Origin of the sequence: Peribacillus sp. NPDC097895 (assembly GCF_050277555.1) — a bacterium.
Lineage (GTDB): Bacteria > Bacillota > Bacilli > Bacillales > DSM-1321 > Peribacillus.
This window is the reverse complement of sequence record NZ_JBNNSH010000002.1, coordinates 962,563-989,435: the sequence shown is the minus strand read 5'-3', so window position 1 is coordinate 989,435 and position 26,873 is coordinate 962,563. Positions and strand designations below refer to the sequence as shown.

Here is a 26,873-nt window from a genome sequence, read left to right as displayed (position 1 = left end):
ATAATATCGATGAAATATGGTAATAAATAATAAGACCATTATCTAAGAGCACTTCGCATGACAAATTTTCTAAGGGGCGGAAAATTGTGAATAATATGGGATGTCAATGCAGGTCAAATGAAGAATTACAGCAACTGGTCGATATGGCAAAAAAATATGCAAATATGGGAAGAGTGGCAGACTATATACCGGCTCTTGAAAAGGCGAATCCTGGGGAATTGTCTGTTGCTATTTACTATCCTGACGGAAAAGGATATTGTGCGGGGGATGTAAGCGGAAAAATGACCCTGCAAAGCATATCAAAAGTTTTGACACTTGCACTGGTATTAATGGAAAAAGGGGAGGAATACGTCTTTTCCTATGTAGGAAAAGAACCCACTGGGGACCCTTTTAATTCGATTGCCAAGTTAGAGACAAACAAACCATCTAAGCCGTTAAACCCGATGATTAATGCAGGAGCATTGACTGTGACCCATATGATTGCAGGTGACAGTGTAAATGAGCGATTCAAGCGGATATTACATTTTATCCGGGAGTTGACGCAAAATCCTACTATCGGTTTTAATGAAGATGTTGCCCGGTCAGAATACAATACAGCAGACTTAAATAGGGCGTTGAGTTATTTTTTAAAGCAGCATAATGTAATAAATGAAGATGTGGAGGAATTAATCGAATTGTATTCGAAGCAGTGTGCCATTGAAATGGACAGTCAGGATTTGGCGAGGATAGGCTGTGTGCTGGCCATGAATGGGAAAGATTTGTTGACAGGAAAGCAAATCATCCCCGGGGATATTGCCCGTATTTGCAAGACATTCATGGTTACTTGCGGCATGTATAACGCATCAGGTGAATTTGCCATTAATGTTGGCATTCCGGCTAAAAGCGGTGTGTCAGGGGGAATCATGGGTGCCGTCCCCGGAAAATGTGGGATTGGAATTTATGGTGCAGCGCTGGATGAAAAGGGGAACAGCGTTGCCGGGATAAAAATCTTGGAAATGATGGCGAAAAAGTATTCCTTAAGTATGTTTAATTTGTAAACATTGACACCATTAGTAAAAAAAGACCTCTGCACAATAAGGGCAAGGTCTCATCGATCATAATAAGTTGGATAGAAGAGTTACTTTTTTATATAAAGCATGTACTTCTTTATTCTGATGTTCCCCGATTTCATTGTTTAGATGCCCTTCCATATCCATCATTAAATCAGATAATTTCAATGCCTTTTGTCTGTCGGACATATTGCTGCGTATGATATATTCGTATTTTGCGTTGTATTCGGCCAGTGTCATGTTTCTTCCGTCCTCCTATAATACAAGTCATGTAAGCTGTCGTCTGTTCCTTCATCTCATTCCAATGTACTTTAACGTAGCTTCAGGGTGTGAATGGTTAAGGATGATTTGTAATTCTGCTACGTCCATACTTCGTTTATAGAGCCAGTAGCCATATGTCTTGCGCATGGTATGAGTTCCCACGCTGCCGATGTCTACCATATCTGCGGCTTTATTAAGCTGTCTGTAGGCTTGTATATGGCTTATTGGCTTATCACCTTTGCGTGAAGGGAATAGCCATTCACTATCAATGGTATCTATATAAGCTGCTAATTCATGGCATACATTGTTAAGCGCTATTATTCTAGGCTTCTTTGTCCTGCCTTCCTTAACGGTGATCTTCACTTTGCCTTTAATATCCTTTACCTTCAATGATAATAAATCAGATACACGCAAGCCGGTATTGATGCCTAACAAGAACAATATGTAATCTCTTTCGCTGCAATGTCTTTTCAATGACCATTTCATATCGTCTATTTTATCCAATGATTTGATTGGTTGAACATCAATTAAATGTTCTTTTGGCATTGTGGATCATCCTTTTTTCACGCTAGTGGAGTCAGTGTTTTGAATGTATACTTTTTAGTTAATTTAAGGGTAACACTTGAAAAGGATAGAAGTCAACGTGAGGAGTGTTTTAAATCCAGTGGATGAATGTAGAAAAATGCAAACGCGGCCTTTTCTTATTTTTTTCAAAAGAAAGGCCGCACTTTTTACGATACAAGAATATCGTCATTGCATGCTTCGAATGCATTAACTTTAAGCGGGATTTTGCCAAGGGATAAACAATTATTCATCGATGGATTGAATGATTTCATTGAAAAAACGGAAGCTGATGAATTCCAGCGTAGCATCAATAGTAGTGCATGAAGGCTTTAAGTGAATATTACGGATTCAGCACTCATCCAGCTTTACAGAAAAAATTTTAAGTGTTTTAGAAAATAAATGCCTAGCTGAAATGATTGGTGACGAACCAGGTACACCGCGGATAGGCAGAAGAGCGTCTATTTGCTTCATACAGAACAAGGACATTAGCCTGTTTGGATATTAACAAACAGGTTTTTAGTATGAAAGGAAATCCACTGGAAAAAATGGAATAGAATATAATGAAGAATGAAGGAAAATTTTTTCACCCCCATATCTTTTTCTCTTTCTGAAACGTTTAGAGGATAGAGGGTGTTGAAGGAGTGAGAAAAATGATAAATAAGTTGAGGGAAGATATTTCTGAAGAAAAGGATAACGGCATGATTTTGCATGAAGTCTATCCTGAATTGCTTCGGTTTTGCCGATTCCTTACCCAAAATAATTGGGATGGTGAGGATTTGGCACAGGATACGGTATTAAAGGCAATGAAGGGCTATGGGAATAAAACGGAGATAACGACGGCTTTATTGAAGACGATAGCCCGCCATTCCTGGATTGATACGATACGAAAAAGAAAAAAAGAATCTTTAGAAGATCCGTTGGATACGGATATACAGGGGGCAATTGGTGAGAATGCCTATGAAACGGTTGAATATATGATCAAATCCCTTACCCCGAAACAAGCTGTAGTGTTCATGTTAAAGGAAGGGTTCCTCTATCGATCTAAAGAGATTTCGGTCTATTTGAACACTACGGAAAGTGCTGTAAAGGCCATCTTGAATCGTGTGAAAAAGCGTTTTGACAATGATGGTGTTGATGAGCGTAAGTTGTCCTGTGTGGAAGATTGGCAAGATGATGAGGAACAGAGGCTGATGTCACTGATGACACAGGCTTTGAAGACCCAAAATCCTGATCTCCTCATTAGAAGCATTCCATTTTTCAAATCTCTGAACAGTGAATCCATGATTCCTAAACTAACGAATCGTTCGATTTCTTCCAAAGCATGCTTCACTCCTTCAAACACACTCTCAATGGCTGCATAGCCAAAAAAATTGTTAGGAGGAAGAAGAGATATGACTACCATTCCATATGTAATTGAGCAATCAAGCAAGGGTGAACGCTCATACGATATTTATTCCAGACTTCTAAAAGACCGTATCATTATGATTGGGGAAGAAATCACCGATCATTTAGCCAATAGTGTGGTTGCCCAATTGTTATTCCTGGCAGCAGATGCACCTGATAAAGAAATTACCATCTTCATTAACAGTCCTGGGGGATCAACTAGTGCCGGTTTTGCCATTTATGATACGATGCAATATATTAAGCCTGATATCCGGACAGTATGCACGGGTATGGCTGCATCATTTGGTGCCATGCTTTTATTGGCGGGTACGAAAGGGAAAAGGTGCGCTTTGCCAAATAGTGAAATCATGCTTCATCAACCTCTTGGAGGGGCAAGGGGGCAAGCTACGGAAATTGAAATTTCGGCGCGTAGGATTTTGAAGCTAAAGGATCATATCAATCAGATCATCTCGGAAAGAACCGGGCAGCCTATCGAAAAGGTTGCAAAGGATACAGATCGTGATTACTTCTTAAGCGCAAATGAGGCGAAGGATTACGGTATAATCGATGAGATAATCGTTCAGGATAATTAATTAAATACACCATCAGTATATAAGCTGGATGAAAACGAAAAGAAACGATCGATATACGCATATCGACCGTTTCTTTTTTTGCCCTTTTTACCGTTTGTCCGCTTTTTAGAAAATGGCAAGGTAGCGTAAAGCCTAATAGAAAAGGATGAGCGCCGGTAATGGGTGGTCATCCTTTTTTGTTTATTGCTTTTCTTTATATAAGGGCAAATAAATGGTGAAGGATGTTCCTTTGTTCAATTCGCTTTGCACCACGATTTTCCCTTTGTATTTTTGAACGATCGTATAACAAACGGTCAGACCGATACCAGTTCCCCTCTCTTTAAGTGAATAAAATGGAGTGCCGAGTATTTCAAGCTGAGCTTTGGAAAGGCCGATACCTGTATCCGTTATTCGTATTTTTGCCATATTGCGTTCCTGCTCTGTTTCCACCTGTATGAATCCGGGATTGTTCATCGATTCAATCCCGTTTTTCATGATATTGACAAGTATTTGTTTAAGCTCGATCGGATTCATATTAATTTGCAGATCGTCGCGGAAATCAAGGAGAAAGCCTATATTGCGATTATTGGCAAAACTGGTTAACAGATCGGAAATCTTTTGGATTTCATTATTTAAAGGAATGACCTGCATATTATCCGTTTGTGGTTTTGCCAAAGACAAATAGTCATTGATTATTACCTGTGTATATTCAAGTTCAGTAAGCATGGTTTGTACGTAAAATTTTTCCGTTTCATTCAGTTCCTTTTCTTGATCCAATAACTGTGCAAACCCTTTCACGACAGTGATGGGGTTCCGTATCTCATGCGCAATCGTGGCAGCAAGCTGTCCAACTGAATTCAATTGCTTGGCCTGTTGAATTTCTTTATGGAATGCATTGGTCGATTCCATCCTGTTATTGGTGCCTATGAATACGAATACTAATATGATTTGGATAGCTATGAAATTCAGCGTATTGCCGAAACTATCCAAAGCAACATATTCATACCTGTATTGAAGATCTGTATGCGAAATGATCAAGATGGAAGCAGGACCTAAAATGAGATTTAAAGTAGCAACAATATAAAATCCAATTTTATCAAAGAGAAAAATGGGGATCAAAGGTGCTATTGCAAATAAAGCTAGCATGATTGCAGTATCTGGGAATACCCAAAATTTACTATATGAATAAACAGTAATTAAGGAAATGAATAGGGTTTTATAGAAATTGACTTCTGTTTTAATGAAAAATAGCAAAGAAATTATCATTCCGGATATAAGAATGACCTGGAAAGTCATATCATAAGGATTCTCTTTCCAACTTATTGGTGAAACAGAAATGCCAACCAATAGTAAAAAAGATATCATTGCCATGAATGCCCTCATTATAAATCGGTGTTTGTTTTGGTAATATTGATAATTTTTTAGCATAAATCCCCTTAACATTCATATTCTATTTTGTTTAATAGTAATCTGTTACTAGTTTTTTGTAAATCATAAAAAATAGATTTATCCATCAATTGTCCCTATTTCCATATTCAAATAGGGCAAATAACTACACCATGCCCTTCTTGCGTTCAACAAACATATGTTACTAAGCTTGCAACCCAGAGTGAAAATGGATGATAGAACTCGGTGTGGGTATAACTAACTGTGAATTTACTCTATGGGTGTTTTGCGTCGTGGGTTATTATGCCTATTTTAGCAAATATATTGTTTCTTTACATTATATTTGCTGTAGATTCACATTCCCCTTCTAAAATGATGGTAATAACAGGAGGGGGAGAGAGAAAATGAAGACGAATCTGAGCATTAAGAAATTCGGTTTAAGTATGATGAGTGCTGCCTTTATCTTGCAGGCTACATCAGTGGGGGCCCTTGCTGCCAATGAAAATCATGCGAATTCATCTATTTATGAAAAGAAAATTGTGAATATTGCACATCGGGGGGCTTCTGGTTATGCTCCTGAACATACCATACCTGCCTATCAATTGGGAGAACAAATGAAGGGTGATTACATAGAAATCGATCTTCAGATGACGAAGGATGGAAGATTGATAGCGATGCATGATGAAAAAGTGGATCGTACGACGAATGGTACGGGTCTTGTGAAAGATTTAACGCTGGCTGAAATCAAAAAACTGGATGCCGGTACATGGTTCAATGAAAAATATCCGCAAATGGCAAAAAAGAGTTATGAAGGGTTAGTTGTTCCCACTCTTGAAGAAGTCTTCAAGAAATTCGGGAGACAGGCCAATTACTATATTGAAACAAAGTCTCCGGATGTTTATCCAGGAATGGAAGAAGAACTTCTGAAGGTTTTGAAAGATTACAAAATGGTAGATTCAAAGGGTCGTACCAAAAATGTTCTTATTCAATCGTTCAGTCAAGAAAGCCTTTTGAAGGTTCATGACATGAATCCAAAGTTACCGCTGATGCAACTTTTTTCCTATAAGAATCAAGCAACCATTTCTGATGAAGAATTGGATACGATTAAGGAATATGCAATTGGCGTTGGTCCGAACTTCAATAAGGTGGATGGACATTATGTGGAGATGGTCCGAAACCATGACCTTCAATTCCATCCATATACCGTAAATGAAAGAGCGGATATGAAAAAGGCTCTAGAATGGGGGGCAACAGGGTTGTTTACAAATTATCCGGATGTCTTTAACGAGGTACTAACAGAATATAAGCATGATAAACACAATAAAAACGAGAAATGATGAGGATTAACTAAATAAAGTGTTCCAATGGTGAGCCTCGGTTATCCGGGGTTTTTTTGTTTATCAAATTGTGATATGTAATTTTGGGGGAAAGTAGGTGTGCATATGACTATTGTTCTTTTAGCTGGGTATACCAAATGCACTCTTAAATTGCTATAGGATAGGCCGGATCTTATCAACCGTCATGACACGAGGCTTAGAAACATGAAAAACCGCAAAGCTTTATATCAAAGTAAAAGATCAATGGATGTATCTGTATCGTGAAGTGCATTCCAAAGGAAACACAATTTATTTTTATCTCAGTAAAACAAGAGTCAAAAAGCCGTGCCCCTCCATCTAATTCCGGTCTATATATGAACCCAACGTATAACAGTTGTGTGAGCCATCGATAAGCCGCGTTCTTCCATCATCTCCACTACATTACGAAAGCTCAAGTTGTACCACAGGAACCTTCTCACTGTTAACAAATCATGTCAGGCTGATAATGCTTCCACTTGAATAAATTTTGTTTTTACATACTGATCACACACCTTTTTAGAGTAATAGTAACCGTATCTCTATGATTTAGAAAATAATTGGATTATCTTGGAGTTTTTGTACTAAAACCCGAAAGGAATCAACCAATCAAAGAAAAGAAGCATTCCTCCAGCTTTTGCTTCCAATCGAAACACCGAACGCCTTGAGGGAAAAACATAATATACTAAATATTCAAAACTTTATTGCAAAAAACAAAAGAGTAATTTAATATAAGATTAATAGTTTGTCTATTGGATAAACTTAGTTTTGGTCATTAAGAAAAGGACGTAGGAGGTAGGATTGTTAAGTTTAATAGTGAGAAATGAAAGCGTTAACAGTTCAGGGGGGATAATATGCTTAAAAGAAAATCTTTAATCGTTATTTTACTATCATTGATTTTACTAGTAGCTTGTCAAGCGCCAAATGCAAACCCATCCAGCGGATCATCATCTGAAAGCAATAGGGGTAAAAAAGAATTGACAGTATGGCATATTGAATCTCAAGGTGGAGAACCAGGGCTGAAAGATGCTGTCAAGCGTTTTGAGGATAAACATCCAGGAGTTTCAGTTAAATTAATCAAACAAGAAAATGATCCTTATAAATCGAAATTGGTCGTTGCGATGGGGGGGGGCAACCCGCCGGATGTGTTCCATTCGTGGGGCGGCGGATGGCTTAAAAATTTTGTGGATGCGGGACAAGTTAGAGATATTACAAATGATATTGATAAGGATAGCTATCTAGAAGCCGCTTTATCCGAATCAACTTTCGATGGCAAAGTGTATGGTGCTCCAGTAGGTATGAACGTCGTGCCAGTTTGGTACAACAAAAAAATATTTAAAAAATATAATATCGAAGAGCCAAAAACCTATGAAGAATTGCTTAAGGTCATTAAAACGTTAAAAGCAAACGATGTTATTCCATTCTCTCTTGCCAACAAGTCAAAATGGACGGGTGCATTTTATTTAATGTATTTTGCCGAACGTTTCGGGGGGCCTGATCTTTTCAACGAAGCATTTAGACGTACTGGTAGAACATTTGATGATAAAGCCTATATTGAAGCAGGAAGAAAGATTCAGGAATTAGTTAAACTTGGTGCATTTCCGGAAGGAATGAACGGTATGAACTATGATACAGGACAATCAAGACAGCTCATCTATACTGAAAAGGCTGCGATGGAAGTGATGGTTAGTTCGTACCTTGGTAATGTACGCAAAGAGTTCCCAGAAATTGAAAAAGATATAGGCTTCTTTCTCTTCCCAGCTGTTACAGGCGGAAAAGGGGCAAAAAATCATGTCGTAGGTGGTATAAGCCCAGTATTTTCTGTATCAGAAAAAAGCGAAAATGCAGACCTTGCAGTAGAACTTGTCAAAGAATTATCCAGCAAAGAAACAGCAGAGAAGTTAGCAAATATGAAGGGCACAATTTCAGCAGTAAAAGGGGTGTCCTATGAAGATGAATACACTGAAAAACTTAGCAAAGTACTGGAAGATGCAGAATACTTGCAAACATTTTATGATCAAACGCTCCCTCCTGAGTTAGCAGAAGTGCATTTAAATACAACACAAGCGCTGTTCGGCCTGTCGATCACGCCGGAAGAAGCAGCTGCTAAAGTAGAAGAAAAGGCTAAAGAGGTATTAGAATAATGAAATGCTGCATGGTTTGATATGTAAACCATGCAGCATTTACAAAAGGGGTGAGATAATTGCATAAAAGAGTAGAAGAAATTCCTATATCAGTACCTAAATCAACGGTTGTAAAACAAATAATAAAAAAAAGAAAGCGCGGGAATGCTCTTGTTATTGCAGGATTTATGGCACCTGCCTTGCTTTTTTATGGCGTATATGTGGTGTACTCCATCGCAATGACTTTTTACTATAGTCTTTTTGAATGGTCCGGAATTGACAATAATTTCAACTTTATTGGAATTGGAAATTATGTTCAGTTGCTTGGAGATGTCGTATTTTGGCAATCACTGAAAAACAATGCTTTGCTGGTAGTCACATCTTTGGGGTCACAGTTACCAATTGGTTTGATCATGGCTTTGCTTTTATTCAGTCCGATTAAAGGAATGCGTTTTTTTCGCTCTATTTATTTTATGCCATTTCTAATGTCAACTGTAGCAATCGGTATTTTGTTTTCATTTATTTATGATGGCAGCTATGGGATCGTGAATCAGCTATTAGGTGCAGTTGGATTAGAGTCCTTGCAGCGCCCTTGGCTCGGAAATGAGTCTACAGCTATATGGGCTGTCATTGCGACGATTTGTTGGCAGTTTGCTCCTTTTTACATGATTTTATTTAGAGCAGCAATCGTAGGCATACCAGAGGAATTATATGAAGCAGCTGATATGGATGGCGCCAACAAGTGGCGACGCTTTGTGAACATTACCTTGCCACTCCTTATGCCGACGATCGTTACCTCAGCTATTTTATCCATTATTGGTTCGTTAAAATATTTTGATTTGATTTACGTTATGACCGGCGGTGGACCAAATAATTCAACAGAACTAATGGCTACTTATATGTATAAGCAGACATTTACGAATTTTAACATGGGGTATGGAAGCAGCGTCTCTTTCTTAATGTTCGTTATCGCCTTTTTAACAACGCTGGTGATTATAACTTTGGATAACAAAAGGAAAGGAGCATCTTAAATGAAAATCGTACAAACATTAAGCAAGATGCCATTGTATGTACTGGCTATCGTCATTTTAGTACTGACAGGTCTCCCTTTTTTAATCATGATAAATACATCTTTCAAAAGCCAATTTGAATTTATGACCGCTCCGTGGTCTCTACCTGATGTATTTACAATGCAAAACTATAAGGTGCTTTTTGCTTCTGACTTTTTCAGCTATTTCCTCAATAGTGTCATTGTCGCAGTCATCTCGGTTGTGCTCGTTGTCGTTCTGTCAGCCATGGCAAGCTACCCGTTGGCACGGATGAAATTCAGGTTAAACAAACCATTATTTTTGCTCTTTTTAGTCGGAATGATGATACCGATTCACACAACGCTCATTCCGATTTATTTGTTGACAATCAACCTAGGCCTTTATGATACGATTTGGGCACTAATTGGTCCAGGTGTCGCATTCTCACTTCCCGTTTCAATAGTAATCTTCACGCAGTTTTTAAAAGATCTTCCGAAAGAATTGGAAGAATCAGCTGAAATGGATGGATGCGGCCACTTTACGATATTTTGGAAAATTTTATTCCCGTTGCTTACACCTGCTATTTCAACAGTAGCGATCTATAATTTTATTCACATTTGGAATGAATTTATCTTCGCTCTAGTTTTGACTAGTTCACCTGAGAACTACACTCTTCCACTTGGATTGAGAGATTTTTATGGTGATTTTTCCGTCAATGTACCAGGCATAATGGCAGCATTGACAATGACGAGTCTTCCGTTATTACTCGTTTATTTAGTAGCTCAGGAAAAAATTGTGAAAGGTGTTGCAGCAGGATCCGTCAAAGGATAATGGCTACATTATAAATAGGGAGAGGAGATTTTTTACATGAAAAAAGCACTAATCTTTCAAGGGGGATGGGAAGGACACGAACCGGCAGAGGTTGCTGATATTTTAGCTGGTATCTTGCGAGAAGAACAGTTTGATGTGAAGGTGACTGATACATTGAAATCACTCGAAGAAGACTTGACAGTATACGATTTAATTGTGCCTAATTGGACGCAAGATTCGATTTTGCCTGAACAACTTCAGTCTTTACTAAGAGTAGTAGAAGGTGGAACCGGGTTGGCAGGTCTTCACGGCGGCATGGGTGATTCATTTAGAATGGCAACGGAATATCAGTTTATGGTAGGAGGGCAATGGGTTGCACATCCTGGCGATGATAGCATCGAATATCAGGTGAATATAAAGGATAGAAATCACCCACTGACAGAAGGAATGAAGGACTTTACCGTCAAGTCTGAACAGTATTACATGCATGTGGATCCAGCCGTGAAGGTGCATGCGACAACTCGCTTTCCAATCGCTGATGGTCCCTATAAAGTAAATGGTGAAGTGGATATGCCTGTCGTTTGGACAAAGGGGTGGGGGAGAGGCCGCGTATATTATTGCGCGTTAGGGCACGTTGCTGAAATCGTCAGGATGCCGGAAGTCATTGAACTGATGCGTAGAGGAATGAAATGGGCTGCGCGATAAAAAATGTCGAAATGAAGAAGTCCCATCTAAATTATGAAATGAATCGAGGCTATGATAATGAAAAAAGTTAGAGTCGGTGTGGTGGGATGTGGCTTTATAAGTAAAATATATTTCGAAAATTCAAAAAGATTCAATGTTTTTGAGATCACAGCTTGTGCAGATTTGGATATTAATAGAGCGAAAGAGAAGGCGATGCAATACGGGATCTTGAAAGCCTATTCAACAGAAGAGCTTATTGCTGATCCTGATATTGATTTGGTTCTTAACTTAACTATTCCATCTGTTCATGCTGAAGTAGCCATCAATGCACTGAAGTCAGGAAAACATGTATATGGTGAAAAACCTCTTGCTGTCACACGGGAAGAGGCGCAACAAATTATGAGAATAGCAGAAGATAAAGGCCTTCATGTCGGAAATGCACCAGATACGTTTTTAGGAGGCGGCTTACAAACAGCCCGAAAACTAATTGATGATGGTTGGATTGGTACACCAGTGTCAGCTGTTGCTTTTATGATGAATCATGGGCATGAACATTGGCATCCGGATCCCGGCTTTTATTATCAAAAAGGCGGCGGGCCAATGTTTGATATGGGTCCTTATTATATTACAGCACTCATCTCGCTTATGGGCCCTATTAAAAGAGTAACTGGTTCAACAAATATTACATTTAATGAAAGAACCATATCGAGTGAGCCAAAAAACGGAGAAAAAATCCAAGTACATACGCCAACTCAAATCAACGGCGTCATGGACTTTGAAAACGGTGCAGTTGCTTCTATCATTACAAGTTTTGATACTTGGTATCATCAATTGAATAATATTGAAATTTATGGAACAGAAGGAAGCATCGTCGTTCCTGATCCGAATACGTTTGAAGGGCCTATACATATTCGTAGGCAGGGACAGGAAGAATGGTCGCAATTCCCACTCACGCATGGGTTCGCAAATAACAGTAGAGGAATTGGCCTGGCCGATATGGCCCATTCAATCTTGAATAATAAAACGCCTAGAGCAAACGGTGCTCTTGCGTACCATGTGCTTGATATTATGCATGGCTTTCATGAAGCATCGGAAACGAGTCGGCATTACGAGACACATAGTAAATGTGAACAGCCTAAGCCATTGCCAACAGGCATATCAGAACATAATTTTAATGAATTGATGGACGCACCAAAGGCGGAATAACCACTTACACAAGAAATTGAGGGAGGGTTTATCTTGAAATAGGTGTTTTTTCTATTTTATTTGGAGATCGTTCATTTGAAGAGGCCTTGGATGTTATAGCTGCGAATAAGCTTGAAGCGGTCGAGATTGGCACAGGAGGTTTTCTTGGAGACGTACATTGTAAGGTGGAAGAGCTTCTCTATAACGAAGAAAAGCTGCAATCATTCAAACAGGCTATAGAAAGCCGCGAATTAACTATCTCAGCCCTAAGTTGTCACGGTAATCCGCTTCATCCTAACATAGAAATTGCTAAAACTCATCATAATCAGTTTCAAAGTACAGTAAGGCTAGCTGCTAAGCTTGGCGTTAAAACAGTCGTGACCTTTTCAGGTTGTCCAGGGGATTCAGAATCATCCCGCTTCCCTTCATGGGTAACATGCCCATGAAGGGAAGATTTTTTGGACGTATTGAAATGGCAGTGGGAGGAGTGTGTGATCCCATACTGGGAGGAGCAAAGCCAATTTTTACGAGAATATGATGTGCGTGTAGAAATTGAGCCACATCCTGGTTTTGTTGTGTATAACAATGAAACAGCACTAAGATTAAGAGAAGCATGCGGTAACAATATAGTGTGAATTTTGATCCGAGTCATCTTTTTTGGCAGGGGATGGATCCGGTTGTGTCAATTAAAGAACTGGCGAAACATGGTGCACTCTATCATTTTCATGTAAAAGATACTGCCATTGATCATTACAATACAGCAGCGAACGGCGTGCTGGATACGAAATTATACAAAGATGAGCTGAACCGATCCTGGGTTTTCCGTACAATTGGCTACGGACATGGAGAAGAGACGTGGCGCAAAATCATGTGTGCCCTTCAACTTGTTGGGTATGACGGGGGCGTCAGCATTGAACATGAAGACGGTTTGATGGCTGCAGAAGGAGGTTTCCAAAAAGCAGTGTCATTTTTACATAAGATTTTAATTAAACAAAAGGCTGGTGACGTATGGTGGGCGTAGAAAAAACAGAAGTAAGGATTGGTATGATTGGGTATCAATTTATGGGGAAAGCCCATAGTCATGCGTACCGTGATATCCCATTCTTTTTTAAAACAAACGCAAAGCCAGTATTGAAGGCTATTTCCGGTAGAAATGAAGAAGCGCTTAAAGAAGCAGCTGAGGATATGGGATGGGAATCGTACGAAACGGATTGGCGCAAACTCATCGAAAGAGAAGACATTGATGTGATCGATATCGTTACGCCGAACCATACCCATGCCGAAATAGCGATAGCTGCGGCAGAAGCTGGAAAGCATATTATTACTGAAAAGCCCCTTGCATTAACACTTGAAGAAGCAAAAAGAATGCATGAGGCTGTCGAGAAGTATGATGTCATTCATATGATTTGCCATAATTATCGATTCGTTCCAGCTATTCAATTTGTCAAAAAGCTCATTGAAGACGGAAGGTTAGGGAAAATTTATCATTTTCGAGCCAATTATTTGCAAGATTTTATTATGGATCCCGAATTTCCCTTAATCTGGCGCTTAAAGAAAGAGATATCCGGATCTGGATCGCTCGGTGACATTGGCGCTCATAGTATCGACCTCGCCCGTTTTTTAGTTGGAGAAATTAAGGAAGTGGTTGGGACGACTGAAACTTTTATTAAGGAGCGTCCCCTTGGAGAAATGACGGGAGGGTTACGAGCTCAAGTAAAAAGTAATGCCACTGGCGAAGTAACAGTAGACGATGCAGTGGCGTTTATCACTCGGTTTGAAAATGGAGCATTAGGTACCTTTGAAGCGACCCGCTTTGCTGGTGGGAACCGCAATAAAAATACATTCGAAATTAACGGTGAAAAGGGATCGGTTCGATGGAATATGGAAAGTATGAATGATCTCGATGTGTATTTTTCTGATGACGAGCAGGGACTTCAAGGTTTCCGAACGATTAACTGTACAGAAGTACAGCATCCGTATGCAGAGGCGTATTGGACAGCTGGCCATATTATTGGCTATGAGCATACCTTTATTCACCTCCTTTACGAATTTTTAAATGGCATAGTGACTAATATCCAGCCGGAGCCTAACTTTAAGGATGGGGTAAAGAATCAAGCAATCCTGACAGCAATCGAACAATCATCCAACAACAGACAGTGGGAGAAAATATCGTCTTATGAATAATAGATTGATATTTTCAGTGCCGAGCGAGGTGGATAGATAATGAACTATGTAGAACGGTGTAATTTCTTACAAGAGCAACCAGCCATTAAATTAGGGGATAAATGGATTGAAGTCATTGTTTTACCGGACTGGGGTTCTAACATAATATCGATGGTCAAAAAAAACGAATATGGAACTGTTAAAAGACTTCCAAAGAAGAATTTTTGAAAAATCCATATTTGTATGGAACACCCATTTTATTTCCTCCAAATCGGATCAATAATGTGTGCTTCACGTTCAACAACCGTCATTATCAATTTGAGATAAACGAACCGGAACATGGAAATCATATTCACGGGCTTGTCTATAATAAAAATTGGAAAGTGAAAAAGTATGAAGCGAATGGTGATCAGGTTCTTCTTGTCACAGAATTTAATGCTGTCCTCCATCCGGACGTAATAAAGCAGTTTCCACATGCTCTCGTCATTGAGATGCGTTTTGTGCTAAGTGGAAGCAAACCGCATTCATTAAAAATAACAGTGAAGAATGTTTTCCATGGGAGCTAGGCTATCATGCTGCTTTTCTATTTAATGAAGAATCAAGTTTATTTTCGCTTACAGCGGCAAAAAAATGGACTTTAAATGACCGTTTTTTGCCAATAGGTGAATGGGAGGTCATTCTTTATAAGAATGAATTAGAAGAAGGAATGAGTCTGAAACAAATAGCACTCGATGATGCTTTCTATTCCTCTTTTGGAGAAGATGGACGAAACGAAGCGATTTTGTATAACGAATCAACAGGAATAAATTACTTATATAGCAGATTCGAACTTTAAAAATTGGGTCGTATATAATTCCAATGGACAGAAAGGCTTTGTCTGTTCAGAACCGTATACTTGGATAACGGATGCACCTAATCTTCAATTGCAGCATGATGAAACAGGTTTGCAGACACTAAATCCAAGTGAAATCAAGAGCAGCTATAAGAGTATTTCAGTTGGGTATCGATGAAATAGAGAAGCTGTCCCACACTCGGGACAGCTCTTCTATTCAGGCACTGCGTTGTACTGTATTATTCCTGTTTGAATAGGTAAGAATTAAGAAAATTTTCAGTCGAAATAGCAGAAGCTCCTAATGTGGAGGAATGGATCGGTAAGCGAGAGAAAGCTATTTCTGTATTGAATTGATAAAGCGGTAGAATGTGTTTTTTGATCGTGGATTCAACCTGATCTTCCAAAAATGTTTGAGCATTGGCCATCCGGTTTCCAATAATGATTTTTTCTGGGTTAAATGTATGAATAATATTAATCATGCCGATTCCGAGGTAATGACCGATTTCATCAAAGCTACTAAGAACGGAAGGATCAGAGCTTCGTGCTAACTCCAGCACATCATCCAAATGTAAATAATGCTGCTTTTTTCCTTTGTTTACTTTGTTTAAAAGTGCTTTTTCAGATGCATACAACTCCCAGCAGCCTTTATTCCCACAGCGGCATTTCGGTCCGTTTGTATCAATCGTCATATGACCGAGCTCTCCAGAAAATCCATTATTCCCCTTGTAAAGCTCACCGTTAATAATGATGCCGGAACCTACTCCAATTCCCATACTAATGTAGATTAGATTTTCAATCCCTTGCCCACTACCGAATTTTTTTTCACCATACGCTCCTAAGTTTGCTTCATTCTCTATTAAAACAGGAATGAGAAAAGCGGCTTCGAGTTCACCCTTTATTGATACGTCTTTCCATCCAAGATTCGGTGCCAAGAGAATGTCGCCATCCTTATTTATGATCCCTGGTGCCCCAATGCTGATGCCGACAATGCCATATGATGAGTGCGGAGCAGCTTTAATTAAGTAGGCAATCAACTCTTTTAATTGCTTCATCGTTTCTTCGACTGATTGCTGGCTATGGGGATCATTTTTCTCAATTATGATATTTCCCTGAAAATCGGTTAATATACCGAGAATGTAGTTAACTTCAAGGGTGATGCCAATTGAATAACCAGCGACCTGGTTGAACAAAAGCAACACAGGGCGCCTGCCCCCGCTAGAAACACCTGGTCCGGACTCCGTAACAAGGTGATCTTCAATTAACTCAGCGACGAGTGAAGAAACGGTCCCTTTATTTAAGCCGGTTTTTTGAGCTATTTCAGCACGAGAGATAGGGGACTGTTCTTTGATTATGTTAATAACGATTGCTTTATTTTCTTTTTTTACTAAATGTTGATTCCAAGTTGTTTGAGTCATATTAACCCCACCCTCCACAAATAAGTTCTTCTTTTATTATAACATTTTCTTTGTTTGTTCGATAGACAAACGAACAAAAGAGTGTTAAGATTCAATTGGATTTAAAAATCTGTTTTTTCTAATTATTTTAATCTATTGTTAAATATAAGCGATAACAACATAAGTTTATCATTTAAAGGAGAGGAAGAGCATGGAATACTTTGAGGGCATTAATAAAATTTAATTTGAGCGAGCATCTTGAGCAGTATGCCCTTAGCTTAACAAGGGTAAATCAGGAAGACAGGAATACCTGAAAGGAATTGTGAATCAATACTTGCTGGAAACCCTTTCTTCAGTAAAAGTTTAATAGGGTAGAATGTGCTGGAGAATGCTTTTTTCAGTACTTTTTTAAAATTTAAAAGAGGCGGAGTGGACAATGTGAAGTATGTGATTGGGGTGGACCTTGGAACGAGTGCCGTGAAATTGCTACTTGTGAATCAAGAAGGTGACGTTTGTCTGGAAGTATCAAAGTCGTATCCTCTTATTCAAGGAAAATCTGGATATAGCGAACAAGATCCAGAACAGTGGGTAGAAAAAATGGAAGAAGGGCTTGCGGAGCTCGTACAGAAGTTTCCAGGAAACGTGAATGACATTGAGGGAATGAGTTTTTCAGGACAAATGCATGGGCTCGTACTGATGGACGAAAAGCACCGAGTACTACGGAATGCAATTTTATGGAATGATACACGTACAACAAAACAGTGTCGTGAAATCGAAGAAATCGTTGGTAAGGAGCAGCTTCTTCAAATTACAAAAAATCATGTGCTTGAAGGGTTTACCCTACCAAAGCTTTTATGGGTCAAGCAGAACGAACCGTACATCTTTGAAAGTACAGCTGTCTTTATGCTTCCGAAAGATTATTTGCGTTATTGTTTAACAGGTAAGATCCACAGTGAATATTCAGATGCAGCTGGAACACTTCTTTTAGACATGAATGAAAAGAAATGGAGCCACTGCATTGGCGAGCTTATGGGCATCAATATGGCCATTTGTCCCCCTTTAGTTGAATCTCATGAATACATTGGGACGATAACAGATAACGTTTCGAAACGGACGGGACTATCTGGAAAAACGAAAGTCTTTGCCGGAGGTGCTGACAATGCGTGCGGCGCAATCGGAGCAGGGGTTTTATCAGAAGGAAAAAGTTTATGTAGTATTGGAACTTCAGGCGTTGTCCTCTCTTATGAAAAGCAGAAGAACCAGGACTACGGAGGAAAAGTACATTATTTTAACCATGGAGAAGAAAATACATACTACACAATGGGTGTCACACTTTCTGCTGGACATAGTTTAAGCTGGTTTAGAAGCACATTTGCTCCAGATGAACCGTTCGAGGATTTAATGGAAAAGATTGAAAACGTTCCAGCCGGTTCAAATGGGTTGTTGTTCACCCCTTATTTGTCCGGTGAGAGAACCCCTCATGCAGATTCTGTTATTCGTGGGAGCTTTATCGGCGTCCATTCTCGCCATTCTAAAAAAGAGTTCCTTCGTTCAGTTGTAGAAGGTATTACGTTTTCATTAAACGAATCAATCCAAATCTTTAGAGAAAATGGCAAAAAGATCGATACCATTGTTTCCATTGGCGGCGGTGCGAAAAGTAGCATATGGCTGCAAATACAGGCGGATGTATTTCGAGCAAAAGTTGTCAAACTGAAGAACGAACAAGGACCAGGAATGGGCGCTGCGATGCTGGCTGCTTATGGAAGTGGCTGGTTCTCATCATTGCAGGAGTGTGCGGATACATTTTTAGATATTCAAGAGGTATATAATCCGCAAAAAGAACAATCAGATAGGTATGCAGCAATTTTTGAAGTGTATAAAACCGTGTACGAAAAAACGAAACAAATAAATGAGGACATGAAAGCGTTCAGGCAGTAAAGATAATAATACCTTTTGAGGGGGATATTCATAATGGCGGAGTTGAAATTAGAACATATTTATAAAATATATGATAAAGATGTAACAGCCGTTAAAGATTTCAATCTTGAAATTGAAGATAAAGAATTTATTGTGTTCGTTGGCCCTTCTGGCTGTGGTAAATCTACAACATTACGTATGGTAGCTGGGTTAGAAGAGATTTCAAATGGTGACTTTCTTATCGATGGGAAACGTATGAACGATGTTCCTCCTAAGGATCGCGATATCGCTATGGTTTTCCAAAACTATGCTCTTTATCCTCATATGAGTGTATATGATAATATGGCATTTGGTTTGAAGTTGCGTAAATTCCCAAAAGATGAAATCAATCGTCGCGTAAAAGATGCTGCCAAAATTTTAGATCTTGAGCAATACTTAAATCGTAAGCCGAAAGCTCTGTCAGGTGGTCAACGTCAGCGTGTTGCATTAGGTCGTGCAATTGTTCGTGATGCAAAAGTTTTCTTAATGGATGAGCCATTATCCAACTTAGATGCCAAGCTTCGCGTACATATGCGTGCTGAGATTACAAAACTTCACCAACGTCTACAAACCACTACAATCTATGTAACCCATGACCAAACAGAAGCAATGACAATGGCAACTCGCCTTGTTGTTATGAAAGACGGAATCATACAGCAAGTTGGTGCCCCTAAAGAGGTGTACGAAAAACCTGAAAATGTCTTCGTTGGAGGTTTCATAGGCTCACCTTCAATGAACTTTTTCAAAGGTACTCTTTTGGATGGAACAATTAACATTGATAGTATGTCAATTTCGATTCCTGAAGGTAAAATGAAATATTTACGTGACCAAGGCTACATAAACAAAGAAATTATTTTAGGTATCCGTCCTGAGGAATTCCATGACGAACCTGTATTCATTGCGTCATCTCAAGGTTCTAAAATTAATGCGAAAATTGAAGTAGCTGAATTAATGGGAGCAGAGACAATGCTATACTCTCAAATCGGAAACCAACAATTTATCGCACGTGTTGATTCTCGCTCAGACTTCAAACCAGGTCAAGTGATCTCACTAGCATTAGATATGAACAAAGCCCACTTCTTCGATAAAGAAACAGAGAATCGTATTCGACCGGTAGGCAAATGAGAATAATAGGGAAGGAAGTCTGTGTTTAATTATGGGTGGGAGCTACCTCTATATAAAAACTTAGTTTATATGATGGACAAACTAAGTTAACGTTGATATAATCTTTATATTCACTTGAAAACAATTAATGAATCCGTTTACAAATCAGCAAGTTTATAAACTATTTTTGGAGGTATGGAAATGAGCTATTTCAAAAATGTTAACCATGTAAAATATGAAGGTCCTGGTTCTTCAAATCCTTTAGCATATAAATATTACAATCCAGAAGAAATCGTTAATGGTAAGAAAATGGAAGAATTATTACGTTTTGCCGTATCTTATTGGCATACCTTTACAGGAGATGGTACAGACCCATTTGGACAAAGTACAATGGTACGACCTTATAATGCATTTTCCGGAATAGACTTAGCTAAAGCCCGTGTGGAAGCTTCATTTGAATTTTTTGAAAAATTAAATGTTCCATTTTTCTGTTTCCACGACTTTGACATTGCACCTGAGTCAGATTCATTAAGGGAAACTTTTAAGGCACTAGATGAAATCGTTCCCATGATAAAAGAATATATGAAAACAAGTAAGACCAAGTTATTATGGAATACCGCCAATATGTTTTCACACCCACGCTGGTTAAGCGGTGCAGCAACTTCGCCAAATGCTGATGTATTTGCCTATGCAGCAGCCAAAGTAAAGAAAGGTCTAGAGATTGGTAAAGAATTAGATTCAAAGAACTATGTGTTTTGGGGTGGCCGTGAAGGATACGATACATTGTTAAACACAAACATGAAGCTTGAGCTTGACAACCTTGCTAGGTTCTTCCATATGGCTTTAGATTATGCGAAAGAAATTGGTTTTGATGCTCAATTTTTAATCGAACCAAAGCCGAAGGAACCAACAAAACATCAATATGATTTTGATGTGGCAACTAGTCTTTCATTTTTACAATCATATGGTCTGAAAGACCATTTCAAATTTAATATTGAAGCTAACCATGCAACACTTGCTGGTCATACGTTTGAACATGAATTACATGTAGCACGTATTAACGGTATGTTAGGTTCAGTAGATGCAAATCAAGGCGATACATTGCTTGGTTGGGATACGGACGAGTTTCCAACAGATTTATATTCAACAACACTAGCAATGTATGAAATTCTCAAAAATGACGGTCTTGGATCAGGCGGGCTTAACTTTGATGCAAAAGTGAGAAGAGCATCATTTGACCCTGAAGACTTGTTCTATTCTCATATTGCAGGAATCGACAGCTTTGCTATCGGTACAAAAGTAGCCCAACGTTTAATCGAAGATAAAGTGTTGGACAACTTTGTTGCAGACCGTTATAGCAGTTATATAGAAGGAATCGGACTTGAAATTGTTGAAGGAAAAACAAACTTCCATAAACTAGAGCAATATGCATTGCAGCTAGATGGTATTCAAAATAAATCTGGAAGACAAGAATACTTAAAAGCAACTTTAAATACGTACATTTTAGATGCAATTGCGAGTTATCGGTAAAATAAAAATTATTTACAACCAATATTAAATATATCAAGTACATGTACCGGAATACTTTCATGTATTCCGGTACATTCATATTAAAAAATCATTATTTTCTCTATAGTCCATAGTTTTAATTAAGTTGTTTTTGAAAGCGCTTTATATTTATAGCTAAATTACGCTTAAAGAATCATTTATAATATGTGCTATATGAATAGGGTTTGTTTTCAAAATATTTAAACATATTCTATTCAAGGTCATTTCGTTTCATGGGCTTTTTAAAGGAGGAAAGATTATGACTAGTGAAAACTTAAAGAAAATTAGTATATTTGAAAAAGCTGGATATGCTTCTGGAGATTTAGCATGTAATTTGATTTACACAACGGTTTCCACCTATCTTTTATTTTTCTATACTGATGTATTTGGTTTATCAGCAGCAGCTGCTAGTACAATGTTTTTAGTAGTTAGAATAATTGACGCACTTGCTGACCCTTTTATTGGAACCATTGTAGATAGAACAAATAGTAAATTTGGACGTTTTAGACCGTATCTTTTATTCGGAGCATTTCCATTTGCAATATTAGCGATACTCTGTTTTACAACCCCAGATTTTTCTGATATGGGTAAATTAATATATGCCTATTTTACGTATGTTGGTTTGTCGCTTATATACACAACGATAAACGTTCCATATGGTGCATTAACTTCTTCACTGACGAGAAATAATCAAGAAGTCGTTAGTATTACATCTGTTCGTATGATCTTTGCCAATCTTGGTGGCTTGATAGTAGCTTTCTTTGTTCCATTATTATCTACTTATTTAGGTAATACTTCTGGAAACACAGCTCTTGGCTGGCAACTAACGATGGGTATTTTATCTGTAATTGGTGCCTGTCTATTACTGTTTTGTTTTAAAAGTACAAAAGAACGAGTAACTCTTCAAAAGTCTGAGGAGAAAATAAAATTCTCAGATATCTTCGAGCAATTTCGGGTTAATCGTCCATTAGTTGTATTAAGTATTTTCTTTATTATTATTTTTGGCGTCAACTCAATAAGTAATTCTGTCGGAATCTATTACATTACGTATAACGTTGGTAGAGAGGACTTAGTGAAGTGGTACGGTTTACTAGGGAGTTTACCCGCTTTCGCTATTCTACCTTTTATACCGAGAATTAATAAATGGCTGGGAAAGAAAAAACTATTAAATTATGCATTATTACTAAATATTATTGGTCTTTTAGCTCTTCTAATTGTGCCACCTAGTAATGTGTTTCTAGTTCTCCTCTTCCGTGTAATTGCTGCTGCAGGAAGTATTACAGCAGGGGGGTATATGTGGGCACTAATTCCTGAAACAATCGAATACGGAGAATATAAGACGGGAAAACGATTGGGGGGATTAATTTATGCGATTATCGGTTTCTTCTTTAAGTTTGGTATGGCTCTTGGCGGGATTGTACCAGGATTAGCGTTGGATAAATTTGGGTATGTCGCGAATCAGATACAAACCCCTGAGGCATTGACAGGAATTTTAATGACGGCAACTGTTGTCCCTATTATTTTCCTTATCTTAGCTATGATTGACATTAATTTCTATAATTTAGATGAAGAAAAATATGAAAAAATGGTTCGTGAATTAGAGAATAGAGATAAAGTATATATTGATAATATTGATGAATTTAAAAATAAGAAAATTGGTAGATCCAGTTAAATGTAAAAAAGACTTATAAATGACATTATCTGAGGAGGAATTAAGATGAAGATTATCAATCCAATACTTAAAGGTTTCAATCCAGATCCAAGTATATGTAGAGTAGGTGAAGATTATTATATCGCTGTATCCACATTTGAATGGTTTCCGGGTGTTCAAATCCACCATTCAAAAGATTTAGTGAATTGGCAATTAGTCGCACATCCATTACAAAGAGTTTCACAATTAGATATGAAAGGAAATCCTAATTCAGGCGGAGTATGGGCACCTTGTTTGAGCTATAGTGATGGGAAGTTTTGGCTTATCTACACGGACGTAAAGGTTGTCAATGGAGCTTGGAAAGATTGTCATAACTATTTAGTTACTTGTGCAACAGTTGATGGTGATTGGGGAGAACCAATTAAATTAAATAGTTCTGGATTTGATGCTTCATTGTTCCATGACACTGATGGAACAAAATACTTACTAAATATGTTGTGGGATCACCGAACTGACCGCCATGCATTCGGGGGAATTGTGATGCAGGAATATTCTACTGAGGAGAAAAAATTAATTAATAAACCGAGAATCATTTTTAAAGGTACTGATATAAAACTAACAGAAGCACCACACCTTTATCATATCGGAGATTATTACTATTTATTAACAGCAGAAGGTGGGACACGGTTCGAGCACGCTGCTACAATTGCTCGTTCAAAAAATATTGAAGGCCCGTATGAAGTACATCCGGATAACCCAATTTTAACGTCTTGGCATGAACCTAGAAACCCATTACAAAAATGTGGTCATGCATCAATTGTCCAAACACATACAGATGAGTGGTATTTAGCCCATTTGACGGGGCGCCCACTTCATCCTGATGATGATTCGATTATTCAACAAAGAGGATATTGTCCTTTAGGTAGAGAAACTGCAATTCAAAAACTCGAATGGAGAAATGGATGGCCTTACTTAGTTGATGGAAAAGAAGGTAGCTTAGTAGTAGAGGCACCTCAGATTTCTGAAACTAAGTTTTCAGAGACATATCCAGAAGTTGATAGATTTGAAGACTCGACACTAAATATTAATTTTCAAACATTACGAATCCCATTTACGAAGGAACTAGGATTACTAACTGAACGACCAAATCATTTACGCTTATTTGGCCATGAATCACTAACATCTACATTTACCCAAGCATTTGTAGCAAGACGTTGGCAAAGTCTAAATTTTGAAGCGGAAACTGCTGTTGCATTCAATCCAGATAACTTTCAACAAGCAGCAGGATTGGTGAATTATTACAACACTGAAAACTGGACAGCTCTTCAAGTAACACATGATGAAGACTTGGGTCGCATTCTAGATTTAACAATATGTGATAACTTTACTTTTTCACAACCATTAAAAAATAAAATTGTCATTCCACGTGAAATAGAATATGTTTATTTAAAAGTAAATATTGAGAATGAAACCTATTATTACTCTTATTCTTTTAACAAAGATGATTGGCATATAATTGAGATTATGTTAGAATCCAAAAAGTTATCAGATGATTATATTCAAGGTGGAGGATTTTTCACAGGAGCGTTTGTGGGAATGCAGTGTCATGATACAAGCGGTCAAAATCTTGCTGCTGACTTTAGCTATTTTGGTTATAAGGAAAAATAATATATGATGAAATAAAAAAATACAATAGTGAAGTTTATTTAAGTGAATCAAGAGATAAACAAGCAGCCAAGCGCTTTTTCAAGAAAGCCTTGGCTAGTTCTCATGTTTGTAAACCTCGTGTCATAACAGTGGATAAAAATCCAGCCTATCCTGTATCGATTCAAGGGTTAAAAGAAGAGAAACTCATGCCTGAAGGCATGCAAATAAGGCAAGTTAAATATCTCAATAATATGGTAAAACAGGATCATCGTTTTATAAAGCAGCGAGTGCGTTCGATGTTAGGATTCCAATCATTTCGTTCAGCTACATACATAAGAGTGGTATAGAAGCCATGCAAATGATTAAAAAGAAACAGGTTCATCAAGGGGTGAAGTCTGCCCAAAATCAAAAAGAATTTATTCATAAATTGTTTGGATTAGCTTCATAAGTTAGCAATTAATCGGAAAACACACTTTTTTTTCTAACAACGAGTGATTTTTGCACCAGAACCAGAAGTTGTAACAGACATTATCATCAATACACTCAAAAAAAAGAGAAGTTGATTATCTACAAAATAGTAGGTTATCAGCTTCCCTTTTTTCTTTAAATAGACTTTTTCACTGGTCTCAAACCGATATCTTGTTTTCCAAAAGGTTTTATGCCTTTATATCCCCAAAAGCATTTCTTTTATCCTTAGATTGGTCAAACATACTGAAATATATTGCTACTATACTAATGAGAATTATTACTGCTCCCGAGATAATTAAGGATGCATCTAATAATAAAATAAACCCTAATCCTGCTACAGAAGTAATAGTGGAAAGTATTGTCCATGTTGAAAATGTTTCCTTCATGCTTAACCCAAAATATTCTTTAATCATCCAAAATCCTGCATCATTAACATGCGAGCAAATTGAGCTGCCTGCTCCAGTTGCAAGAGTTACTAAGGCTAAATTAACATCGTATTGAGCCAACATTGGAATTACTAATCCTGCAGTGGACACAGCTGCAACTGTGGCTGATCCTAAAGATATCCGTAATATTGCAGCAACTAACCAAGCAAGTATGATAGGTGACATTGAAGTTCCTGTAAATAATTCTGCTACATAATCCCCTACACCACCATCAATTAATACTTGCTTGAAAGCGCCTCCACCTCCAATAATTAATAGCATCATACCAATTGCTGCAATTGATGACGTACAAGAATCCATCACTTCTTTTATTGGAGTATTTCTTGCTATTCCCATTGTATAGAATGCAAGAAATAAAGATATCAACATTGCAGACGAAGGGTTTCCTATAAGACGAACAATTTCTATTAATGTATTATCTTCAAATCCTACTGATTTTTGAATCATATCAAGAATTGTAGATATAGCCATTAATAAAACGGGGAACATCGCAGTCAATACACTTATACCGAAACCTGGTGTTTCTTCAAGTCTGAATGTTTTTTGTTCGCCTAAAGAAGCTATATTACCTGTTTTGTTGAATGCATCAGGTACAACTTTTTTAGCAATCTTAGTATATAGAGGACCTGCTAAAATGACGGTTGGTATTGCGACGATAATACCGTAAAGTAAAACTAATCCAATATCTGCACCATATTCACCAGCTATTACTGTTGGCCCTGGATGTGGGGGTAAGAAACTATGAGTTGCTAATAAGGCTGCAGCCATAGGAATACCAAGGTGCAAAATAGAAACTCTTAATTCTTTCGCAATTGAAAATACAATTGGAATTAATAAAACTAATCCTACTTCAAAAAATAGTGCTATACCCACAATAAACGAAGCAACTACAACAGCCCACTGAATTCTTTTTTTCCCAAATTTATTAATTAAGGTCATTGCAATACGCTGGGCTCCCCCTGCATCAGCAATTAACCTACCAAGCATTGCACCAAGTCCAAATATTAAAGCTATATGACCAAGTGTACCTCCTAATCCACCTTCAATTGATGTAACAACATTTTCTAGAGGCATTCCTAGTGCTAAAGATACAATAAAAGAGACAATAATCAATGAAACAAATGTATTTAATTTGAATCCAGTAATCAAAATTAGCAACAGGATAATCCCAATCGCTACTATAAGTAATGGCATAATAAACCTCCAAAAAATAATTAAAATATTTCTATTTGCTCAACTTACTGAAATGCTGACCTTATATTTTAAT

At 37.9% G+C, this 26,873-nt stretch carries 23 protein-coding genes and 5 pseudogenes; 22 read left to right on the top strand and 6 right to left on the bottom strand.

Going from position 1 to position 26,873, the window contains the following annotated elements; genetic code table 11:
• Positions 1-95 precede the first annotated feature (95 nt).
• Positions 96-1,037, top strand: a complete 942-nt coding sequence (glsA, locus tag ACQKMH_RS16125; RefSeq protein ID WP_427588538.1) for a glutaminase A — start codon at positions 96-98, stop codon at positions 1,035-1,037.
• A 57-nt stretch (positions 1,038-1,094) separates the two neighbouring features.
• Here the strand turns inward: glsA and ACQKMH_RS16120 are convergent, their stop codons facing one another.
• Positions 1,095-1,289, bottom strand: a complete 195-nt coding sequence (locus ACQKMH_RS16120; RefSeq protein ID WP_427588469.1) for a hypothetical protein — start codon at positions 1,287-1,289, stop codon at positions 1,095-1,097.
• Positions 1,286-1,856 (bottom strand): annotated as a pseudogene (locus tag ACQKMH_RS16115) (tyrosine-type recombinase/integrase). The gene ACQKMH_RS16120 and the pseudogene ACQKMH_RS16115 overlap by 4 nt, the downstream one beginning before the upstream one ends.
• 207 nt (positions 1,857-2,063) lie before the next feature.
• Here ACQKMH_RS16115 and ACQKMH_RS16110 point away from each other — a divergent pair.
• From ACQKMH_RS16110 to clpP, 3 genes are all read left to right on the top strand, one after another.
• On the top strand, positions 2,064-2,198 hold the full coding sequence (locus ACQKMH_RS16110) for a hypothetical protein (protein ID WP_427588468.1): 135 nt from the start codon (positions 2,064-2,066) through the stop codon (positions 2,196-2,198).
• Between the two features lie 326 nt (positions 2,199-2,524).
• Entirely contained in the window at positions 2,525-3,235 is a 711-nt protein-coding gene (locus ACQKMH_RS16105) for a sigma-70 family RNA polymerase sigma factor (protein ID WP_427588467.1), read from the top strand.
• A gap of 30 nt (positions 3,236-3,265) precedes the next feature.
• On the top strand, positions 3,266-3,850 hold the full coding sequence (clpP, locus tag ACQKMH_RS16100) for an ATP-dependent Clp endopeptidase proteolytic subunit ClpP (RefSeq protein WP_034305312.1): 585 nt from the start codon (positions 3,266-3,268) through the stop codon (positions 3,848-3,850).
• A gap of 180 nt (positions 3,851-4,030) precedes the next feature.
• On the opposite strand, the gene ACQKMH_RS16095 is transcribed toward clpP, so the two are convergent.
• Positions 4,031-5,200: an ATP-binding protein gene (locus ACQKMH_RS16095; RefSeq protein ID WP_427588466.1), complete on the bottom strand. Its 1,170-nt coding sequence runs from the start codon at positions 5,198-5,200 to the stop codon at positions 4,031-4,033.
• 419 nt (positions 5,201-5,619) lie between these two features.
• Here ACQKMH_RS16095 and ACQKMH_RS16090 point away from each other — a divergent pair, with 419 nt between their 5' ends.
• Positions 5,620-6,552, top strand: coding sequence for a glycerophosphodiester phosphodiesterase (locus ACQKMH_RS16090; RefSeq protein ID WP_427588465.1), 933 nt, complete (start codon positions 5,620-5,622; stop codon positions 6,550-6,552).
• A 223-nt stretch (positions 6,553-6,775) separates the two neighbouring features.
• A pseudogene (locus ACQKMH_RS16085) lies at positions 6,776-6,874 on the top strand (DDE-type integrase/transposase/recombinase); the annotation flags it as partial.
• 5 nt (positions 6,875-6,879) lie between these two features.
• Here ACQKMH_RS16085 and ACQKMH_RS16080 read toward each other — a convergent pair.
• A pseudogene (locus ACQKMH_RS16080) lies at positions 6,880-7,024 on the bottom strand (IS6 family transposase); the annotation flags it as partial.
• Between the two features lie 397 nt (positions 7,025-7,421).
• Between ACQKMH_RS16080 and ACQKMH_RS16075 the strand changes: the two are divergent.
• The 10 genes and pseudogenes from ACQKMH_RS16075 to ACQKMH_RS16030 all read left to right on the top strand — a co-directional run bounded on the left by ACQKMH_RS16075 (position 7,422) and on the right by ACQKMH_RS16030 (position 15,395).
• Positions 7,422-8,711 carry an extracellular solute-binding protein gene (locus tag ACQKMH_RS16075; protein ID WP_427588464.1) on the top strand — a complete coding sequence of 430 codons (1,290 nt, stop codon included), beginning with the start codon at positions 7,422-7,424 and terminating at the stop codon, positions 8,709-8,711.
• A 59-nt stretch (positions 8,712-8,770) separates the two neighbouring features.
• Positions 8,771-9,721, top strand: coding sequence for a carbohydrate ABC transporter permease (locus ACQKMH_RS16070; protein WP_427588463.1), 951 nt, complete (start codon positions 8,771-8,773; stop codon positions 9,719-9,721).
• Positions 9,722-10,549, top strand: a complete 828-nt coding sequence (locus ACQKMH_RS16065; RefSeq protein WP_376105225.1) for a carbohydrate ABC transporter permease — start codon at positions 9,722-9,724, stop codon at positions 10,547-10,549.
• A gap of 36 nt (positions 10,550-10,585) precedes the next feature.
• Positions 10,586-11,233, top strand: coding sequence for a ThuA domain-containing protein (locus tag ACQKMH_RS16060; protein ID WP_427588462.1), 648 nt, complete (start codon positions 10,586-10,588; stop codon positions 11,231-11,233).
• A gap of 57 nt (positions 11,234-11,290) precedes the next feature.
• Positions 11,291-12,418: a Gfo/Idh/MocA family protein gene (locus ACQKMH_RS16055; RefSeq protein WP_427588461.1), complete on the top strand. Its 1,128-nt coding sequence runs from the start codon at positions 11,291-11,293 to the stop codon at positions 12,416-12,418.
• Positions 12,419-12,456: 38 nt separating this feature from the next.
• A pseudogene (locus tag ACQKMH_RS16050) lies at positions 12,457-13,418 on the top strand (sugar phosphate isomerase/epimerase family protein).
• Positions 13,406-14,581 carry a Gfo/Idh/MocA family protein gene (locus tag ACQKMH_RS16045; RefSeq protein ID WP_427588460.1) on the top strand — a complete coding sequence of 392 codons (1,176 nt, stop codon included), beginning with the start codon at positions 13,406-13,408 and terminating at the stop codon, positions 14,579-14,581. The pseudogene ACQKMH_RS16050 and the gene ACQKMH_RS16045 overlap by 13 nt, the downstream one beginning before the upstream one ends.
• Before the next feature lie 39 nt (positions 14,582-14,620).
• Positions 14,621-14,788: a hypothetical protein gene (locus ACQKMH_RS16040; RefSeq protein ID WP_427588459.1), complete on the top strand. Its 168-nt coding sequence runs from the start codon at positions 14,621-14,623 to the stop codon at positions 14,786-14,788.
• Positions 14,785-15,126, top strand: a complete 342-nt coding sequence (locus ACQKMH_RS16035) for a hypothetical protein (protein WP_427588458.1) — start codon at positions 14,785-14,787, stop codon at positions 15,124-15,126. Before ACQKMH_RS16040 ends, ACQKMH_RS16035 begins: the two co-directional genes overlap by 4 nt.
• Before the next feature lie 140 nt (positions 15,127-15,266).
• On the top strand, positions 15,267-15,395 hold the full coding sequence (locus tag ACQKMH_RS16030) for a hypothetical protein (RefSeq protein ID WP_427588457.1): 129 nt from the start codon (positions 15,267-15,269) through the stop codon (positions 15,393-15,395).
• Positions 15,396-15,631: 236 nt separating this feature from the next.
• Here the strand turns inward: ACQKMH_RS16030 and ACQKMH_RS16025 are convergent, their stop codons facing one another.
• Complete coding sequence (locus tag ACQKMH_RS16025; RefSeq protein WP_427588456.1) at positions 15,632-16,807, bottom strand: ROK family protein; 1,176 nt, start codon at positions 16,805-16,807, stop codon at positions 15,632-15,634.
• 417 nt (positions 16,808-17,224) lie between these two features.
• Here ACQKMH_RS16025 and xylB point away from each other — a divergent pair, with 417 nt between their 5' ends.
• The 6 genes and pseudogenes from xylB to ACQKMH_RS15995 all read left to right on the top strand — a co-directional run.
• A complete protein-coding gene (gene xylB / locus ACQKMH_RS16020) occupies positions 17,225-18,724 on the top strand; it encodes a xylulokinase (RefSeq protein ID WP_427588537.1) in 1,500 nt (499 codons plus the stop codon).
• A gap of 33 nt (positions 18,725-18,757) precedes the next feature.
• The gene (locus tag ACQKMH_RS16015) at positions 18,758-19,867 is read left to right on the top strand and encodes an ABC transporter ATP-binding protein (protein ID WP_427588455.1); all 1,110 of its coding nucleotides are present in this window, start codon (positions 18,758-18,760) and stop codon (positions 19,865-19,867) included.
• Between the two features lie 180 nt (positions 19,868-20,047).
• Positions 20,048-21,376: a xylose isomerase gene (gene xylA, locus ACQKMH_RS16010; protein WP_427588454.1), complete on the top strand. Its 1,329-nt coding sequence runs from the start codon at positions 20,048-20,050 to the stop codon at positions 21,374-21,376.
• Positions 21,377-21,653: 277 nt separating this feature from the next.
• On the top strand, positions 21,654-23,066 hold the full coding sequence (locus ACQKMH_RS16005; RefSeq protein ID WP_427588453.1) for an MFS transporter: 1,413 nt from the start codon (positions 21,654-21,656) through the stop codon (positions 23,064-23,066).
• Between the two features lie 45 nt (positions 23,067-23,111).
• The gene (gene xynB, locus ACQKMH_RS16000) at positions 23,112-24,713 is read left to right on the top strand and encodes a xylan 1,4-beta-xylosidase (protein ID WP_427588452.1); all 1,602 of its coding nucleotides are present in this window, start codon (positions 23,112-23,114) and stop codon (positions 24,711-24,713) included.
• A gap of 29 nt (positions 24,714-24,742) precedes the next feature.
• Positions 24,743-25,140 (top strand): annotated as a pseudogene (locus ACQKMH_RS15995) (DDE-type integrase/transposase/recombinase); the annotation flags it as partial.
• 208 nt (positions 25,141-25,348) lie between these two features.
• On the opposite strand, the gene ACQKMH_RS15990 reads toward ACQKMH_RS15995, so the two are convergent.
• A complete protein-coding gene (locus ACQKMH_RS15990; protein ID WP_427588536.1) occupies positions 25,349-26,818 on the bottom strand; it encodes a GntP family permease in 1,470 nt (489 codons plus the stop codon).
• Between the last annotated feature and the right edge of the window lie 55 nt (positions 26,819-26,873).